Source organism: Roseomonas alba, assembly GCF_019430885.1.
Lineage (GTDB): Bacteria > Pseudomonadota > Alphaproteobacteria > Acetobacterales > Acetobacteraceae > Neoroseomonas > Neoroseomonas alba.
The window spans coordinates 907,605-924,052 of sequence record NZ_JAHYBZ010000001.1; the positions used below are offsets into that span (position 1 = coordinate 907,605).

Consider the following 16,448-nt stretch of genomic DNA (forward strand, 5'->3'; position numbering starts at 1 on the left):
GGTCCGCTCGGCATCGGCTTAGTCCTTGTCCGGTGTGCTTGCGGCCGAGTCTATCGGCAGGGCCCAGGTGCGTCCCGGGCGCCCGAATGTGACACCAGCCTTGGCAGTGCGTGCCGCACAAACCATGACCTCAACAGGTCCGGTGACGCGGTGCGCTGTGATCAGTTCAACCGCGCCGCCGGCGGCAACGGCGACGGCGCAGGTGCCGAGATGATCGGTCAGGTGCGGACGGCCTCCCTTCGCGTTCTTCCCGATCCGCGCTTCGCGGTCCCTGTTGTAGCAGGATATGCAGTGCTTCCCGCGGATCAGCCGCTCTGAGGGGCGAAGGCAGCGGCAGCATACCAACCGCCAGGCGTCAGCAGCAGCCTCGACAGCGTTGAACTCGATACCGGCGTGCCTCGCGCCGATCGGGCAGTTTCGGCAACGTGACAGGCTATCCCATGGCTCGGGCAGGCGGTCGGCCGCCTTGCACCAGCGCGCCGCGCAACTCGACACGGTCAGGCGAGCGCGGAGCGCGACGCAATCGAATAGCGCCGGAATCGGCATCGCACCGCTACTGGACGCGGACGAGGGCACCGCGGCGATCAGCACGGCACTTCCGGCTCGGAGGCGAGCAGCGAGGCACGGATGCGCCTCGCCGCAGCCTCAAGTTGCTCCGCCGTTACCAGCGCGGAGCGCCGGCGACCCTCGGGCGTCGTGCCGCCGCGCTGGACATGGTGTTCCAGGTGACGGCCCGGGGTGCCGGACTTCACGGCCGCGTCCACCCATCGGTAGAGAGTTGCCGGCGAAGCGCCGCGGCCGAGGAATCGGTTTGCCAGCGCCAATTTGTTCGGGACAGTGCCGCCGATGCGCTGCGTCTCGCTCAGCGTGGCGGCCTCAACCTCGTCGCGCAGCGCGGCGCGTTCGGGCGTGGCAGACACGCCACCACCGCGCCGGACCGGCTGGCCCGAGGCTGGCGTGACGCGGGGGAGATCGGGACACGCTGCCTCGGCTGTGGCGCCGAGGCGGATCAGGGCCTCGGCCGCCGCGACGTCCCCACCTTCGGCGCGCGCCAGGAGATCGGCGAGCAGCCGCCGGCGCGTCGCCGCGGAGAGCGGACCGCGCGCCTTCCGCCCCGGCGGCGGGCTGCTCGCCCCCGACATCACAGGGGGCGGCCCGCGATCGTGGCGCGCCGGAGAACTTCCATCAGGCTTCCGGCGGGCTCCCAGTTGAAGTTGTGGCTGCCGATGCGCCGGCCCGTGGCCGCCATCAGATCCACGGTGTGCTGCAGAACCTCACCGGCACGATCAGCGGCGGGCTTGATCACCGCGAGCGCGGCGTGCCCGTCGATGCGCCCCGCCACCTCGGCCATTTGCGCCAGCGTCTCTTTGGCACGGCCGTTCAGCGCATCCAGATGTTCCTTCAGCGCGGCCAGCGCCGCTTGGTCCTCGGCATACTGAAGACCGGCATGGGCGTCCCGCACCGCCGCCGCGGCGGCCGCTTCCTCTTTCTCTTTCGCGGCGAGCAGCGCGTTGGCTTCGCGCCCGAGCTCGGCGAGGCCTTCGCGATCAAGCACGATCAGGTCCAGTTCGCCGGCGTCGCCGTCGCGCACATCGCCGTTCTGGCGCCGCGCGCCGATCGCGGCGCGCTTCGCGTCCAGGTCGGCGATGCGGGCGCGGATGCCATTGGCCGCTTCGCGGGCCTTCGCGGTCACGGCGCGATGCTCGGAGAGTTTGCCCTCGGCTCGCACAAGCTTTTCGGCGGCGCTGACGATGGACGGGTCGATGGTGATCATGTCGATGGCATTCACAATTGGGAACTCCGGTTAACGACGGTGGGATTGGCCGTCATGCGGAATGCAGACGGCCTGAGGGGAGGGGTGGGTCATTGCGAGTACGGACCTCGCGTTGTTTCTGCGAAGTAGGCGGTCTGCCGGCGCTTGGTGCGCTCGATGAAGCCCGTGCCGCGCTCAAGCGAGACCTGGGTGGTCCAGGCCTGCATGGGGCTGATGTTGTGGCTGACCCGGGTCATGTAGGCCTCGCTGGTCAAATCGCCGCGCGTCAGGCGCAGGTAGCGGCCCACCTTCAGCTCCTCCGACCCGCGTAGCGTCGCGGACCCGCCCTCGAACACGGCGTTGTCGCGGTTCATCGCCTTGAGCTCGGCGGCGCGCTTCTCGTGCCAGAGCACCACCGTCCGACCGCCTTGTCGCCGTCCGGCCTCGGTGGGCGCGCGCGAGGGGAGGCCGGAGAGGCCATCGGGCAGCAGCCGGGTCTGCACCTGCATTCGGCGCACGCCATAAAGCTCGGGGCGATTGTTGCCGTGCTGTTGGTCTAGCGGGGCGCCCCGCTGCAAGGTTGCAGTGTTCACCAGCGCGGAGGTGTCCAACATGGAGCCGCCCGGTGGCACCCAGAAGAAGTTGGCGACCTGAGCGTCGCTCCGCTTGAGGCCCAGCGCGACTACCGCATCGGCGTCGATGTCCACCCGCCCGGGGTCCGTCGCGCCGGGCATGATGAAGTCGCCGGCGAGGCTCCGGCAGGGTGTCGGCCGGAACCGTACCAACGGCCCTTCCTCCTCGTCCTCGATGAACAGCTCGTTCCAGGGGCGGTCGGCGAAGATCTCGGCGATCTGCCAGATGGGCCCCTGGACACTGGCGACGGTCGTCGCCGAAGCAATTCCTTCCGTGACGGTGGCGGAGACGCGGAACGGCTTCACCTGCTGCGAAGAGAAGGCCGAGAGCTTCCTGACCTTGTCGTTGACGATCCGCTCGGTGAGCTGGGTGATGAACTGCGACACGGGCATGAACGACACGTCCACCCCCGTTGCGGCCTGCATGCGAAACAGGTCCAGGAACGGCACGTCCTGCAGGTAGGCGATCTCGTAGATGACCTGGTGGATCAGCCAGAACTTCCCGGCGTCCTGCCCCTGGATCGTCACGGTGCGCTGAGGCGTGCCGTCCTGGCCGATGGCCTCGGCACGCTCCACATCGGATACCCAGCCCCGCATGATCAGCGGGAGCTTCTGGCCGGCGTATCGGTGCGGCTCGCGGGCCCCGCGGATTTCGATGGCGTCCATCGGCTCGACCATGGCCGCGACCGTGTCGAGCGTCTTCGGGTGGCGCTGGTCGCTGAAGCTGATCGAGAACCCGCCGGCCGCCTCATACAGGTTCTTGGTGGTCCGGATGCCTCCGACATCGCCGAGGAACGGGGTCAGGTCGATCTCGCGCTCGGCCGCCGAATACCGCTCTGCTTGGCCTTCGCGCCGCTGCACCATCTTGAGCAGCTTCACCTCGACCTTCGGACGATAGACCTTCACCCGACCCTCGCCGCCGCTCGGGCCGCCAAGGATGGTGTTGACCAGGCCGCTCATGCGATCCCCCACGGGCGCGCATCGCCCCCGATGCGTGTCACGGGAAGGCTCTCCTCCCGCATGACCGCTCCGCTCGAATCCCGGATGAACACGTCCAGCGGAGCGATGTTGAATGCCTGCTGCTGGCCGTCAGGGCGGGCCGGCGCCGGCGCCGGCGTGTTGCCGGGGGGGTCGGGCCGGGCCGGCGTGACCGCGTTCGGGGCATCGGGCATGGCGCCGCCGTTGCGGAAGTGCTCGCTGAAGTTCTCCGACAGGCCTCCGCGGCGGCGCGCCTCGCCGAGGCGGTCGCCGGGCCGTTCCCATTGGTTGGACAGGAGCGCACCCGCTTCCCGAGCGGTCTGGGTTCGACGCAGCGCGGCGCCGACGTTGTCTCTGCCGCTGCTTTCCAGCATCTCCCAATACGACATGCGGACCTGGCCCTCGAAGGAGGAGGTCGAGTAGGCGCCGGGCTGCAACCCGAACTGACGCTCCATCGCGGCCCGGCGCGCGGCGTCGTGCTGGAACACGCCGTGGGAGCGTCCGCTGTCGCCCCGCGCGCCGGCGCGGAAATTCGATTCCACCCGGGCCTGAGCAACCACGGCAGAGGCCTGCTCATGGGTCAGGCCCCGCCTGATGCCCTCCTCGTAGATGAAGCGAGCCCGCTGCGCCTCCTCGGCGCCCGTGATGGCCTCGCCACGGAAGTTGCCGCCGGCGGCCCCGCCGTTGCGGCGCCGCTCGAGGCTCTGACGCGCGTCGGGGTTGCCTCTGACGTATCCCTCGTAAACGTCGCCCAGCGTCTCGCTTAGAGTCCCGATGTTCTGGCCGAGGTCGGACAGCACCTCCCGCATGTCATTGAGGACCGGCACCAGGCCCGTTCCCGCTGCGGTCAGGGCGTTGGCCATCTGCGCCATGGTGTCGCGCACCTGATCGCCGTCAGTCCGCGTCCCGCCGTGCTGGGCGAGGAGGCGGATCATCTCGCGGCGCTGGTCCTCGCCCAGCATCCCGCCGACACGGTCACGATCGGCCTGGGGGATCGCGCGGTTCTGACGAAAGCGCGTGACTGCCTCGGCACTGACCATGGAGTGCCCGGAGAGCTCTGCGATCTCAGCAAGGGAGGTTGGATTGATGTCCTGGATGTTGATGCCGAGCGCGGCGAGGTCGCGCCCCATGCCGCCCAGATTGCCGCCGCTACGCATCGCGCGTTCCAAGGCCTGCGCCTGGCGCGGGTTGATCCCGAAGTGGCGGCCCATCGCGTGCCAGCGCTGGTAGTCCGGCATGCCGGCGTAGAGGCGGTTGATCTCCTGCGAGGTGGCCTCGAACACGGTGGGGCCATTCTCTCCGATCCGCTCGAACATCCCGCCCGCGAGAAGATGCTCGATCCGGTATGGGTCAGTGATGCCGTTGCGAGCCATCGCCCGATAGGTGAGGTGCATCGAAGCATCGCCAGCCGCGCCGCCCTGCGACAGGGATGCATTGACGCGGTCCATAAGGCTCGCGCCCATCTCCCCGCGCAGGCCCGGGATTCCGGAGCTGGACAGCGTTGCATACATACCGGCGGCGCGATCCAGCGCGCCGGCGCCGGACATGTTGCGGGCGAAGCCCTCCTGCCACCTGAGGAGCTGACCCATGACCGCCTCGCCCTGCCCGGTCATGCGGGAGTCACGCATGGTCTCCGCCAGCAGCACCGCGAAGCGGCGCGGGTCCTCTCCCAGGAAGGCGGCACGGCCCGCACCGCCGACCATGGAGCCCGATTCCAGCCCCAGGCTACGGGCCGCTCCCACTGCGAAGCGCATGTTGCGCGTCGCGGCATCGCCGCTCGTCTCGTTGGTGGCGCGGACCCATGCCAGGGAGAGGCGCTGGGCCTCCTGGTAGGTCAGCCCCAGGCCGGCCGTCGCGTCGCGGACCGACCTCCGGAGCCCACCGAAGTCGGTATCGAGGTCGCGCAGACTGCGGAGAAGGGTGTCATTGGCGACGGCCTCTTGCTGCGCCTGCGAGACGGCTTGGCTTGCCATACCCGCCAACCCCGCCGCCGCGCCGACCCCGGCCATTCCGAGCATCCATGCGCCGCCAGACATGGCGGAGCGCCCCAAGCCGCTCGCGACGCCGCCGGCGCTCGGCATCTGGAATCCGGGCAGGCTGATGCCTCCGCCCCCAGAAGGCTGGGCACCGCCAGCGCTCATCGGGACCATTGCCTGCGGCGCATGAGCGCCCGAGGCAAAGGAGGTGCCCTGCAGGACATAGCGGACCGCGTTGGAATGCAGCCGGTCGCCGCGGGTTCCATCCGGATGGAGGTGGCGCCAGCGCGCCGCGTCGAACATGCCGCCTGGGCCGAACGGGCTGCCGAAGGAGGCGCCATGGAGCCGCCGCGCCGTCGCTGCTGTGGCGCCGCTCGCCGTGTTCACCAAGGCGTCAAGGTTCTCCTCGATCTGCTTGATGTCGTTGGCGAAGGTCTTCAGCTCGGGATGCGACAGGTCGATCTGGGCCAGCGCCTTCCCGGACTGCCCGGCGCGGTCAAGTGCGCGCTGGATATCCTGGACGGCCTTGACCGCTGCCGAGGCATCGGCCTCGATCGGAATACGCACGCTCATAGGGTGAGACCGTCGTCACGCACCGGTCCGATGCCCCGCGGGATTGGATCATTGCCGAAGGACATGGACACCCCGAGCGAGGGGCGCTCGGAGTCGATCTCCGCACCCCGGAGGGCGGTGAGGAGCGCGCACCGGGCGCGGTCAACATCGCCTCCTGCCCGCGCGACTGCGCGAAGATCAACAAGAGCCCGCGCGACGGCGGCGCGCACGCCGATGAGCGAGCTCTCGAAGGCCATCTCGGCCCACGCGACGGCCTCGGGGGCTGTGCTGCTCATCTGGAACGCCCCCGCACGAGATGCGGCGCGCGCGGCGGCGCCAATGTGGCGAGGCGGAACTTCAGGCGCTCTGCACTGGCCCGCGCCGTCTCCGATGCCTTCTCGGCGACCCGGGCCTTTTGGTCACCTTCGGCTGCGGCGCGGAAGTGCGCGATCCGATCGGCCTGCTCGCGCATCGCATCCTCGATGCCGCGGAGGCGGTGGCGCAGCTCGGCTGTGCCGCCGCCGGCTGCGAGCGCGGCGCGGATCGCGGCTCGGACCTCAGCGGCCTGAGCCTCGAGTTCGGCGCCGGCAGTCGTATCGTCGTCGGGCGTTGTCATCGTCGGGATCACCGGCCGCGGTCCGCGCGGGCGATGGCATCGTCGAGACGGTGAACGCGCGCCTCGATGGCGATGACCTGCTGGCCAGTGATCTGGCCTGCGTGGAGCAACGCCAGCGCTTTGGCCAACACGGCGTGGCCATTCTCGCGGATGCGCTGACGGTGTTCCCTCTGGGCTGCGGTCCGCATCTCCGCGGACGCGATCTTCGCCTCCGCGGCCAGCCCGGTCAGGCGCGCGCTGCGACGAGCGGCGGATTCGGGCGGGCTGAAGAAGACATCCAACCCGGTTGCCTTCCTCATCGGCTGGCCGTCGCGGGCGGCGGCGTCTGCATCCGACTGGCGGCGCCCCGCGCGGGCCGACTCCGCGATCTCGGCGTCATCGGCGACGCCGTCGCCGTCAGCATCGTCGGAGTAGGTGCGGCCGCCGGATGCCGGCGCTGAGCCGCTCAAGAGCTCGTCCACCTGGCGCCGCCGCTCGGGCGGGAGGCGCTCGATCTGTTGGCCGGCCCGCAAGGCCTGCTTCAGCATATCGAAATAGTTGGCCATCAGTTCTTCCTCTTCGTGATTTCGCCGCGCTTCAGGTCGGCCAGGAATCGTTCACACCATTCCGAGGCCTCGGCCGGCCCGATGCCGTGCTCGTGCGTGGCATGCGCGACCACGTCGCGCGGATGCAGATGGACGCGGCCGCGCCACACCGCCTCGGCGACGCGGTCGCGGAAGTCCCAATAGGAATGGACGCGGCGATCGAGGCTCTGCTTCGCGAGGGCGGCGCCGCCCGTCAGCGCGGCGGCATCGGTGCCCCCACCGCTCACCTCCAGAGCCTTGGTCAGGTCCAACCCGCCGGGGCCCCAGCTCTTGGCCAGCGCGCCGATCGGCACGGTGGAAACTGAGGGGACGGAGAGGTTCACCGGGGTCTTCGAGAACCCGATGTTGGTCCAGCGCACCTGGCGGATGACGGTGCGGCGCCCCTTCGTCTTGGGGTCCAGCTCCGTATCCTTGGCGACCACAGCGCCGCCCACGCTCGGATACCAGCGCTGCGGCGGGCTGATCTTGGTCAGGCTGTCCCAGAAGTCGTTGGCCTTCGCGGCCACCGGCCCCTCGCCGCGATAGACCTGCCCCTTGACGAAGGTCCGGCCGCCCGTGATCCGCACCTCGGCCGGGCGGCCGATCTCGAACGTCGGATAGTTGGGGATGCCGGCCTTCGGGCCGAGCTGCGTGATGTGGTCGAGGTCAAGGTTGCCGTAGCGGAGGTAGTAGTCCGCGCTGTCCTTGAGCGCCTTGGCCAGCACCACCTCGCCCTGGTGGTCACGCGCCTCGTTGCTGGCCTCGAGATAGACGAATCGCTCGCCGCCCTCCTCGGCCGGGGTGGCCTTCAGGCAGTCGCGGAGGCTGAGGAAGCTGGTCTGTTCGGCACGGTCGATCATCTCCTCATGATTCCGTCACGACCTGGGCGGCGGACCCGACCAATCTTCGCGAGGGTGCGGAATTCTGGTCGCTTCGCGTTCCTCGCCGGATTCAGCGCGCGGGCATTCCGGCGAGGAGGTGACGATGAGGTCTATGCGGCGGCGTCAGCGGCTCGTGCTGTGGCCTCCCCGACGTGCGTTGCCGGACGCTGCCCGCGATATCCGCCGTGGGCCTACGAGGCGCCGCAATCGGGCGGGCATCGCCGGCACGACGCGATAGGCTCTGGCGTGGTGCTCCGCGCAGTACGAGCTGCCGCGTTGCCGTGGCGCATCGCACGTTCGGTAGTCGGGTGAGCGCGGCTCGCCGATCGGCCAGCAGCAGGCACCCCGCTGCGGAAGCGTCATGCCGAGACAATCGAGCCGGCATGGCAAGCGCCGCTCAGCGCATCCAGCGCCGCCGCGATCTCGTCCAGCCACCGATCCGCGCCATCGTCGCCGAAGGCGACGCGCATGACCCGCACGGCGATACGCGCGCGGAGGACCTGCAAGGGCAGGGAGGGGTTCGGCACAGACAGCGCGACCGCTTCGGCCGCATGCCTCGCGTCGCAGGCGAGGTCGAACGTGCTGCCATCCTCGCCGAGCATTAGGTCTTCGGCAGCTCCGCCGAGCGGGCCGAGGTAGCGCCAAAGAATGTTCTCGGGCTGCATTTGGAGAGGCTCCTTCAATTGGGTCGGTATTGAGGCTGACATGAGCAATTCGAGCAGTAAATGTACTTAGAAATTGGCAGAAATTGAATAATCCATGCGCCGATATTGAGTATTGTGATTTCCGGTTCGGACATTTCCGAAAGAATGCGGTTCGATCGTTGGGGCAACTACGGCTACCTGCCGACCACAGGGCATCGCCCCTGTGGAATTGTCCGAGCGGCCATGTCCGAGACGCTCGGACGAATCCGCATGCCGTCGGCACGGTGTAGCGCGTGAAGTAATATCACGTTTGCGTGATGTCCTTCCCGTCCGTCGCCGATGGCCTCGGCGACGGGCAATTGCGTCACTGCATCGGGTGGAGATACGCGGACGGGACCAGGCGCGCGTGCCTATCGGCACCGCATTCGCGGAGCGATTCCATTGCTTCCTCCAGCGTCATGCCGAGGGCGCTGGCGATGGAGGCGAGGTCCACCATCATTTCGCCGGTCCGCTCATCCACCATCGGCGTGACGCCGATTTCCCGGAGGAACCGGAGGAGACCGGTGCGGATGGTCGCCTGCGCATCCGGCGGGAGGGAGCCGATGTCCTCCACCGCGGCCGCGACGAAGTCACCGTTGGCCGGCGGAGCCAGTTCAATCAGCTCCGGCAGCTCCGGGTGGGCCGCGCAGTAGGCGAGGAGGGAGGCTTCGATCTCCTCCAACATTTCCGGCGTCGGGTCGTCGATGCCAGCTTCCATCGCGATGTCGCGGGCGCTGAGGTAGATGCCGGGCAGCGTGCGCTTGACGTTCGGCATCACGCGACTCCCTTGCGGCTGGCGCCCATGATCTCGGCGAGGCGGGCGAGGCCCTTCGCCGTGACCTTCACCTGCTCCACGATCTTCTCGCTGCCGTCGCTGCGGGTGATCTCCGTGACCTTGCATTCGAGCAGCCCGGACTTGAGGCGGTCCTGGTAGGCCACCCAGCCCTTGCCGCCCGCCCGGCGGTAGATCCACCGATTCGCCTGGAGGTACGAAAACAGCGCCTTCGGCTTCTCCTGGAGGGCCTTTGCCGCGTCGATGATGCACATGCTCCCGTCCGCCGCGGTCGCGATGCGGTCGAGGGCGGCTGCCTTCGGCGCTGCGACGGCCAACTCCGCCTTGTGCCGTTCGATGGCCGCCTGGAGCACGGTCAGTGCCCGGGCGGCCAGTTCCTCCGGCGTCTCCTGGGGCTGGGACAGCATGTAACCTCCGTCCCGCCGGATCGCCGGCAGCACCTCGCCGGCCACCCACTTCTGCATCGGCAGGGCCGCCGGCTTGTCAGACCGGCCGAGGAAGAAATACAGGCCGGGCTCGGACAGCACCGCCATGTCTTGCTTCCCGGAGGGGGTCAGAACGGAATTGACCCCCTTCCATTCCTCCGGGACGTGCTTGATCGTCGCCGAACCGGCCCAAACGTAACCCAGCGCCTCCGCCACATCCTTCGCGACGAAGGCGGGCGTTCCGTTCCAGGTGACGGCGCGGACCTCAGCGCGGCGCCCACCATGGTCGAAGATGAAGGGGACTGCGGAACTGGTGCTGATCGCGTTCACGGCTTCAGCCCTCCCGCTGCGCGTTGCGCCAGGCCCGGACATCGGCGGGCATGTAGCGGACGAGGCGGCCGATGCGGATGCAGCGCGGGCCACTCCCTTCACGGCGGAAGCGCGCGAGGGTGGGATATGCGATGCCCGCGAGCTTCGCCGCGTCGGCCTCGTTGATCGGGATATCGTCGGTGTCGGTCGCCATGACTGTCTCCGCTGGCTGGCGTTGCTGACCAGCTCAGTTCAGCGTCACGACATCGCGGGAGACATCAGGTTGTTCCGCGTGATCTCCAGACAGAATGACGTAAGCCATCCGCGATAGTGCGCCGCGCTGCTGGGCTGGCGCTGGCGTCTCCGCCGTCCATTAGGGCGGCGTGTTGCAGCCCATGCCATGGCCCAAGATGCACGCGAGCCATCGCGCCCTGTTCCATGAGGTGGCGACGCATACCCGCACGATGGTCGAGCGCGAGGGCGCCGAGGCGATCTGCCGGGCCGAGGTGGTCGAGCGCTTCGTTGGGCGTGGCGCATCGGCTGGACGCTCTACCGCTGGCTGTCCTTCCTGATCGGGCCAGCCCCGAAGCAGAAGGCGCGGCGCAAGACGCCGTTGCTGTGGAACCTGCCGGAGCATGCGCGGGCGCGCGACCTGGTCCCGGCCGATGTTGCGGCGAAGGGCCCGAACGCGGTCCAGGGATGCATCCGCCAGCGCCGATACGAGCTGCGCGCGCTGATGAACGGCCGCGACGTTGAGGTGCCGCTTCTCACGTCGCGCGAGCACCGCCTGAACCCGGCCCCCGGGGCCGGCTTCGCCCTGATTCCCTACGATCCCAGCACCGCCCCGAAGGAGGGGAGCATGGACGACAACGAGAACGCGATCGCGCGCCTGTTGCCGGTGCAGCCGCACCGCATCGGCGAGGGCCCGGTCGAGACCATCGCGGCGACAAAGCTGCACGCCTTCCTGGGGGCGGGGCGCGACTGCCCCACCTGGATCAAGGGGCGCATCGCGAAATACTCCTTCACGGAAGGCGTTGATTTCGTGAAGGAATCTCGCTCCCCCAAAACGGGGAGCGAGTGGGGCGGCCAGAACGCGCTCGAATGGCACCTCACCCTCGACATGGCGAAAGAACTCGCCATGGTCCAGAACAACGAGAAGGGGCGCGATGCGCGGCGCTACTTCATCGACTGCGAGCGGCGGTTGAAGGCGGCGGCGGAGGGCGACCTGTCCGCGCTGCCGCCGGCGAAGGGCAAGGACCCCGGGCGCCAGGTCGCGGCCATCGTGGAGAAGAAGATCGCGCCGATGATGAAGCTCCTCGAGGCCACGTCGCGCGGCCTCGCGGCGATCGAGGCGTCGATGCCCGGCCTGCACCGCAGCGCCGAGACGGAGGTGACGCTGACCCACAAGCCGGCGATCTGGTTCGCCGAGCGGGAAGGGATCACCAAGCGGGGGAAGGGGGCGACGCTGCTGATCGGCAACCAGCTCTCGAGCTTCGCGCGGCGCCACCCGATGCAGGGCGCGGAGGCCAGCTCGGACCCGATCCCCCATGATCCCAGCACCGCCCCGAAGGAAGGCACGATGAGCAAGCCTGAGAACGCCCTGGCCGAAATCTCGTTCCATGGCGCCACGCTGGTCGCGCGCCGCGGCGACACCCCCGAAACCACCATGGTCGCGATGAAGCCGATCGTGGAGGGGATGGGCTTGGATTGGAGCGCGCAGCTCAAGAAACTCAAGGAGAATCCTGTGCTGGCGAAGGGTATGGCAGTTATTGCCATCCCTTCGGCCGGGGGCGATCAGGATGGGGTCGCACTCCAGCTCACGCGCCTGAACTTCTGGCTCGCCACCGTCTCGACCAAGCGCATCGCCGACCTCGCCACGCGCGAGGCGATCATCGTCTATCAGGAGGAGTGTGCCGACACGCTGTTCGCCCACTTCTTCGGCCAGGCGACCGGCGAGCCGCAGCGGCGCGTCACCGAGGCCGACCTTGGGCGCCAGACGGCGGCGATCATCGACGTGAAGATCGCGCCGATGATGAAGCTCCTCGAGGCCACGTCGCGCGGCCTCGCGGCGATCGAGGCGGCGCGCGGCTTGGCCTGGGCGGAGGGCCTGGCCGCCGGGCTGGTGCCGCTGGTGACGGGCGCAGTGCCGCCGAGCGTCGAGCCTTCGTCCGAAATCCGGGCGAAGGAGCCGCCGATCGCCGAGGTGGTCCATCCCGTCGCGGTGGCGGCGCCGGCGGCGATGCCCTTCGTCTTCGAGGGCGCCGAGGTCCGCGTCGTCAGCCGGGGTGGCGATGCGTGGTTCATCCTCGCCGACATCTGCCGGGTGCTCGGTCTGTCCAACCCGAGCATGGCGGCGAAGGGCCTTCATGAGGATGAGAAGGGCACCCTAAGCCAGACTGAGGGTGCCAATTTCAAAGGCTTAGGCGGTGGCGGCGCCATGCCGACCGTCATCAACGAGGCCGGCATGTATCGGCTGGTGATGCGCTCGGATAAGCCGGCGGCCGAGCGGTTCCAGCGGTGGGTCGCCGGCGAGGTGCTGCCGTCCGTCCGCAAGAACGGGGGCTACATCGCCGGCCAGGAGAAGGTGGCGACGGGCGAGATGACGCGCGAGGAGCTGATGGCCCGCGCGGTGCTGGCGGCGGAGGGCGCGATCCGCGATGCCGAGGAGGCGCGCCGCATGGCCGTGGCGCGCGTGGACCAGCTCCATGCAGGGTTTGCGCGAGGTGCATGTCGTGGTGGTTCAACTTGAGTGCGACCACAGGTTCAACTTAGGTCGCACCGCGGGTGAGGTGCCCCCCCACACCCCGCGGTGGGCGAAGTGGGGGCTACGGAACTTCCGATTGCTGCGCCATCTGGTCACGGCCGGCCGAAGCCTGCCCGGTTGCCATCGCCCGAAGGCGGTATCCGCTCGCGGCGGGCACCTGATAGCCGATCGACCGATGCGCGCTCAACCTGCATGTGGCGCTGCTCAAGCAATGCTTATGCATCTGCTCAAGCATTGCTTACGCACATCGGTAAGCAGCAGGTCTTCGCGGAAGCCTTGTAGAAGGCCGGTTTCAGCGCGGCGTCTTCCGGCCTGCGGTGATGTCCGCGCGATCGCGCGCCTCCTGCCGGTGCAACCGCACCGCATCGGCGAGGGCCCGGTCGAGACCATCGCGGCGACCAAGCTGCATACCTACCTGGAGGTGGGGAAGCGTTTCACCACATGGGTCGAGGAGCGGATCGAGACATACGGGTTCGCCGATGGCGTGGACTACATCATCACTGAGGATTTGCGCCTCCCAAACTCGGGAAGCTCAAAAGCGCGCCCCCAGAAGGCCAAGGAATACTATCTGACCCTCGACATGGCGAAGGAGCTGGCCATGGTCTAGAATAACGAGAAGGGCTGAGAGGCGCGGCGCTGTCCGCTACAGCTTCCCGACAGCTTCGCGCTCTTTACGCCGAGCCTCGATCACTTTCTCATGCATTTTTTGAAGCGTCTCCACGAAATCATAGCCAATGTCCGCCGTATCGAGCGGTGGAAGCCCGTATTTCTCGCGTAGTCCTGCCGCGAGCGTCCAGGCGCGGTATCCGAGCCTGCCAGTCTGTTCGCAGCATTCTTGTGCCACATCGTCAGCGTCCAAAAACTCCCAACTGCCCGATACGGTCCTCGAGGCCACCAGAAGCTCATTTCGCAACGTCAAGGCGCGATGGGCTAAAGCGCCGCTAACCGCCTTCCAGTCCGCGTCCGTGGGATAGTCTCCGAGCTCAGGGAGGCGGAGAGGAAGAGTCCCAGCTGCGCCGCTGGATGCTTCATGCATATCCAGCGCGTAAAGAGAGTCCGCGCAGTCGATCGCGAAGCGCTCTAGGACTATCGCGACTCTAAGCGCAAGGTATCGGGCATCCCGTTCGCTCATCGCGCGATCGCGCCGAACCTCGCGCACCCAAGCTAGGATTTGCGTAATGGTCGCCGCGATCAGCCCGGACCCGACGAGCTTTGCAATCTCCAAAATCGGAAAGGCGTTCTCTTCCGGCATAGTTGCGTACCAGTCTCCGTGTGCGCGCGATGCGATGGTGGCCTGAGACTATCTACCAGTCCACGCTGCCGGACCGCGCCGAGAGGTCCCTTTGCGGTGATGCCCTTCGTCTTCGAGGGCGCCGAGGTGCGCGTCGTCATGCGTGACGGCGCGCCGTGGTTCGTTGCGGCGGATGTGTGCCGGTCGCTCGGCATCAAGGACGTGAGCGACGCCGTCGAGAAGCTGGACGCGGACGAGAAGGGGCGGGGTTCAATCCCGACCCCTGGTGGACCGCAGGACTTGCTCCAGGTTTCGGAGGGCGGCCTCTACACGATCGTCCTCCGCTCGCGCGACGCGACGAAGGCCGGATCGACCCCGCACCGCTTCCGCAAGTGGGTGACGGGCGAGGTGCTGCCGTCGATCCGCAAGGATGGCGGCTACATGCTGGCGCGGCCGCAGGAGACGCCGGAGGAACTGGCGGCGCGTTCCCTGACCGTCCTGCAGGCGACGGTCGCGCGGCAGAAGGCGCAGCTCGCGGCCCAGGCTCCGGCCGTCGCAGCTATCGCGCTTGGGACTCAGGCGGCCCGTCGAGGCCGGAATAGCGACCCCTCACGCCGTGGTTGCTGCACGGGAGGCCCTTGGGCCTGCCGTCCGATTCCGGCCGGCAGGCCGCTTGTCGAGTCCTTGCCCGGCAACGGCAGGAGTAGGGTGCGCTGCCGCCCGTCGTCTGCCTTTCGGTGCCTTGTCGATTTCGGCGGGGGTGCCTTCTGCGTGAGACCACCGTCCTTCAGGGTCCGCGCAGTCTCGATGCCATCGAGCGCCGCCGGTACTTCTTTCCCAATCAGATGAGCTGCGGAGGCGGTGCCACTATCTGACACAACAGCGTTTGGCACCTTCCCTGACGGGGTGCTGATCGCCGCCCACCGCCGCTTAACGGTTCGCAACGAAACGCACGCGGCCGCCGCGACTGCGGCCTGCGTGACGCGCTCGCCGGCGAGGCGGATGCCTTCCACAGCGGCGGCGATCTTCGTGTTCGTCTCGGCGGCTCGGGCGGCGGCCGTGGTTCGGCCGGCGACAGCTTGCCGCTCCTCCTCCAACGCCAGGCCGGCGCATGCCGCCCGATCCCGCCCGCGTGGACTGCTGATGCCGCTGCGTGGGCGATACCTGGAGTGCATGAACTTCGCGATCGACCGCGCCGTTGCGGCTACCTCGGACGCCGGCAGGGGCTCGGCGAAGGTGCTGTTGACGCGCATCGCTTCGGCTAGGATGGCGCCGCCGTCGCGCTCCTGGTGGTCATAGGCAAACCACCGGACTTGGTCGAACAGGCTGCAATTTCGGCCCGTGGCGGAAGGCTCTCCCCGGCGCCTGCGGACGCGGTTGCGCATCGGCGCCTCGGCCACGGCCTCGCCGTAGTCATCCGCCAGGGCGGCGATGATGGCGCCGAGCTCGACCGGGCTGGCGCCCGGGACGGTGTGCCACACCAGCCCGGTCCCAGCGGCCCGCCAAGCATCCCACATCGCCGGCATGGTCGGCTGGGGCGCGCGGCGGAGCTGTTGGCCGAGGAGCGCGTCCACCTTTCCCAGCGGATTTTTCAGCAGAGCCCGATGCCGGAGAGGCGTGGCGCGGAGGGCGGCGGTCATGATGGCTTGCGCCACCTCAGCTAGGCGGCACGCCTTGAAGCTGATCCGTGGCTCATCGCTGCCCTTCCGTGAGACAAGCACGGGCGTGGCGAGGAAGATGAAGGCGTGTGCGCGGCCGCTGTACGGGTCGATCGCCAGCCAAGGCCGAACGTGCGCCGGCAGTTCCTCGACCAGCTCCAGCGCCTCGGTGTGGTCGATGTCGAAGGCGAGGACGTTCCGGTGCGTCTCAGAGTCGAGCGACACCCACGGGCAGATCGCGGCCTCGTCCAGCGGCAGAACGGAGGAGAAGGGGGCGGTGGTGGCTGTTCGCAGGTTCTGCGACGCCAACACGCGACGCGGCACGCGCGGCAGAATCGCCTCGGCGATGTCAGAGGCGACCGGAGTGGTGCGGCGGACCTGATCTAGAGCCGCAGCAAGGAGGTCGGGCCGGCGGCGATGCCAGCGGCCGACGCTGCACTTCGCCGGGAAGCTGGCGCACGCCGCAGCAGGCTCGAAGGAGGAGGGGAGGGCTGACAACACCGATAGCCGGCATCGCCACAACACCTAGGGGGGGATTGCGAAGGTTATCCACTCGGTATAGTATCAGCGGTGTTGAGTCGCTGTTGGGTTCCCTTCGCTCGGCGCCCCCCAAAGGCGCCGGGCGTTCCTTTTT

19 protein-coding genes and 1 pseudogene are annotated in these 16,448 nt (G+C 68.5%); 4 read left to right on the forward strand and 16 right to left on the reverse strand.

What is annotated here, in order from left to right:
- Window positions 1-18: 18 nt before the first annotated feature.
- From KPL78_RS04165 to KPL78_RS04230, 14 genes are all read right to left on the reverse strand, one after another.
- Entirely contained in the window at window positions 19-591 is a 573-nt protein-coding gene (locus tag KPL78_RS04165; RefSeq protein ID WP_219761612.1) for a hypothetical protein, read from the reverse strand.
- Entirely contained in the window at window positions 585-1,142 is a 558-nt protein-coding gene (locus KPL78_RS04170) for a hypothetical protein (protein WP_219761613.1), read from the reverse strand. The genes KPL78_RS04165 and KPL78_RS04170 overlap by 7 nt, the downstream gene beginning before the upstream one ends.
- Window positions 1,142-1,789, reverse strand: coding sequence for a hypothetical protein (locus KPL78_RS04175; RefSeq protein WP_219761614.1), 648 nt, complete (start codon window positions 1,787-1,789; stop codon window positions 1,142-1,144). Before KPL78_RS04175 ends, KPL78_RS04170 begins: the two co-directional genes overlap by 1 nt.
- Before the next feature lie 74 nt (window positions 1,790-1,863).
- Window positions 1,864-3,345, reverse strand: a complete 1,482-nt coding sequence (locus KPL78_RS04180) for a hypothetical protein (protein WP_219761615.1) — start codon at window positions 3,343-3,345, stop codon at window positions 1,864-1,866.
- The gene (locus tag KPL78_RS04185; protein ID WP_369412630.1) at window positions 3,342-5,726 is read right to left on the reverse strand and encodes a phage tail tip lysozyme; all 2,385 of its coding nucleotides are present in this window, start codon (window positions 5,724-5,726) and stop codon (window positions 3,342-3,344) included. The genes KPL78_RS04180 and KPL78_RS04185 overlap by 4 nt, the downstream gene beginning before the upstream one ends.
- A 182-nt stretch (window positions 5,727-5,908) precedes the next feature.
- Window positions 5,909-6,187 (reverse strand): hypothetical protein, encoded by a 279-nt coding sequence (locus tag KPL78_RS04190; RefSeq protein ID WP_219761617.1) that lies wholly within the window; start codon window positions 6,185-6,187, stop codon window positions 5,909-5,911.
- On the reverse strand, window positions 6,184-6,507 hold the full coding sequence (locus KPL78_RS04195) for a hypothetical protein (protein ID WP_219761618.1): 324 nt from the start codon (window positions 6,505-6,507) through the stop codon (window positions 6,184-6,186). Before KPL78_RS04195 ends, KPL78_RS04190 begins: the two co-directional genes overlap by 4 nt.
- An 8-nt stretch (window positions 6,508-6,515) precedes the next feature.
- Window positions 6,516-7,052 (reverse strand): hypothetical protein, encoded by a 537-nt coding sequence (locus KPL78_RS04200; protein ID WP_219761619.1) that lies wholly within the window; start codon window positions 7,050-7,052, stop codon window positions 6,516-6,518.
- On the reverse strand, window positions 7,052-7,930 hold the full coding sequence (locus KPL78_RS04205) for a hypothetical protein (protein WP_219761620.1): 879 nt from the start codon (window positions 7,928-7,930) through the stop codon (window positions 7,052-7,054). The genes KPL78_RS04200 and KPL78_RS04205 overlap by 1 nt, the downstream gene beginning before the upstream one ends.
- Window positions 7,931-8,074: 144 nt before the next feature.
- Window positions 8,075-8,314, reverse strand: a complete 240-nt coding sequence (locus tag KPL78_RS30730) for a GcrA family cell cycle regulator (protein WP_219761621.1) — start codon at window positions 8,312-8,314, stop codon at window positions 8,075-8,077.
- Window positions 8,311-8,616 (reverse strand): hypothetical protein, encoded by a 306-nt coding sequence (locus tag KPL78_RS04215; protein ID WP_219761622.1) that lies wholly within the window; start codon window positions 8,614-8,616, stop codon window positions 8,311-8,313. The genes KPL78_RS30730 and KPL78_RS04215 overlap by 4 nt, the downstream gene beginning before the upstream one ends.
- Before the next feature lie 343 nt (window positions 8,617-8,959).
- The gene (locus KPL78_RS04220) at window positions 8,960-9,409 is read right to left on the reverse strand and encodes a hypothetical protein (RefSeq protein ID WP_219761623.1); all 450 of its coding nucleotides are present in this window, start codon (window positions 9,407-9,409) and stop codon (window positions 8,960-8,962) included.
- Window positions 9,409-10,182, reverse strand: coding sequence for a phage antirepressor (locus KPL78_RS04225; RefSeq protein ID WP_219761624.1), 774 nt, complete (start codon window positions 10,180-10,182; stop codon window positions 9,409-9,411). Before KPL78_RS04225 ends, KPL78_RS04220 begins: the two co-directional genes overlap by 1 nt.
- A gap of 4 nt (window positions 10,183-10,186) precedes the next feature.
- Complete coding sequence (locus KPL78_RS04230; protein WP_219761625.1) at window positions 10,187-10,375, reverse strand: helix-turn-helix transcriptional regulator; 189 nt, start codon at window positions 10,373-10,375, stop codon at window positions 10,187-10,189.
- A 181-nt stretch (window positions 10,376-10,556) separates the two neighbouring features.
- Here KPL78_RS04230 and KPL78_RS04235 point away from each other — a divergent pair, with 181 nt between their 5' ends.
- The 3 genes from KPL78_RS04235 to KPL78_RS04245 all read left to right on the forward strand — a co-directional run bounded on the left by KPL78_RS04235 (window position 10,557) and on the right by KPL78_RS04245 (window position 13,532).
- The gene (locus KPL78_RS04235; protein WP_219761626.1) at window positions 10,557-10,733 is read left to right on the forward strand and encodes a hypothetical protein; all 177 of its coding nucleotides are present in this window, start codon (window positions 10,557-10,559) and stop codon (window positions 10,731-10,733) included.
- Window positions 10,734-10,774: 41 nt separating this feature from the next.
- Window positions 10,775-12,910, forward strand: coding sequence for a phage antirepressor N-terminal domain-containing protein (locus KPL78_RS04240; protein ID WP_219761627.1), 2,136 nt, complete (start codon window positions 10,775-10,777; stop codon window positions 12,908-12,910).
- Between the two features lie 232 nt (window positions 12,911-13,142).
- Window positions 13,143-13,532: an antA/AntB antirepressor family protein gene (locus tag KPL78_RS04245; RefSeq protein WP_219761628.1), complete on the forward strand. Its 390-nt coding sequence runs from the start codon at window positions 13,143-13,145 to the stop codon at window positions 13,530-13,532.
- Between the two features lie 36 nt (window positions 13,533-13,568).
- Here KPL78_RS04245 and KPL78_RS04250 read toward each other — a convergent pair whose 3' ends face one another.
- Window positions 13,569-14,177, reverse strand: a complete 609-nt coding sequence (locus tag KPL78_RS04250) for a DUF4320 family protein (RefSeq protein ID WP_219761629.1) — start codon at window positions 14,175-14,177, stop codon at window positions 13,569-13,571.
- 99 nt (window positions 14,178-14,276) lie between these two features.
- On the opposite strand from KPL78_RS04250, the pseudogene KPL78_RS30080 reads away from it, so the two are divergent.
- Window positions 14,277-14,561 (forward strand): annotated as a pseudogene (locus tag KPL78_RS30080) (BRO-N domain-containing protein); the annotation flags it as partial.
- Window positions 14,562-14,731: 170 nt separating this feature from the next.
- Here the strand turns inward: KPL78_RS30080 and KPL78_RS04255 are convergent.
- The gene (locus KPL78_RS04255; RefSeq protein ID WP_219761630.1) at window positions 14,732-16,312 is read right to left on the reverse strand and encodes a replication initiation protein; all 1,581 of its coding nucleotides are present in this window, start codon (window positions 16,310-16,312) and stop codon (window positions 14,732-14,734) included.
- Between the last annotated feature and the right edge of the window lie 136 nt (window positions 16,313-16,448).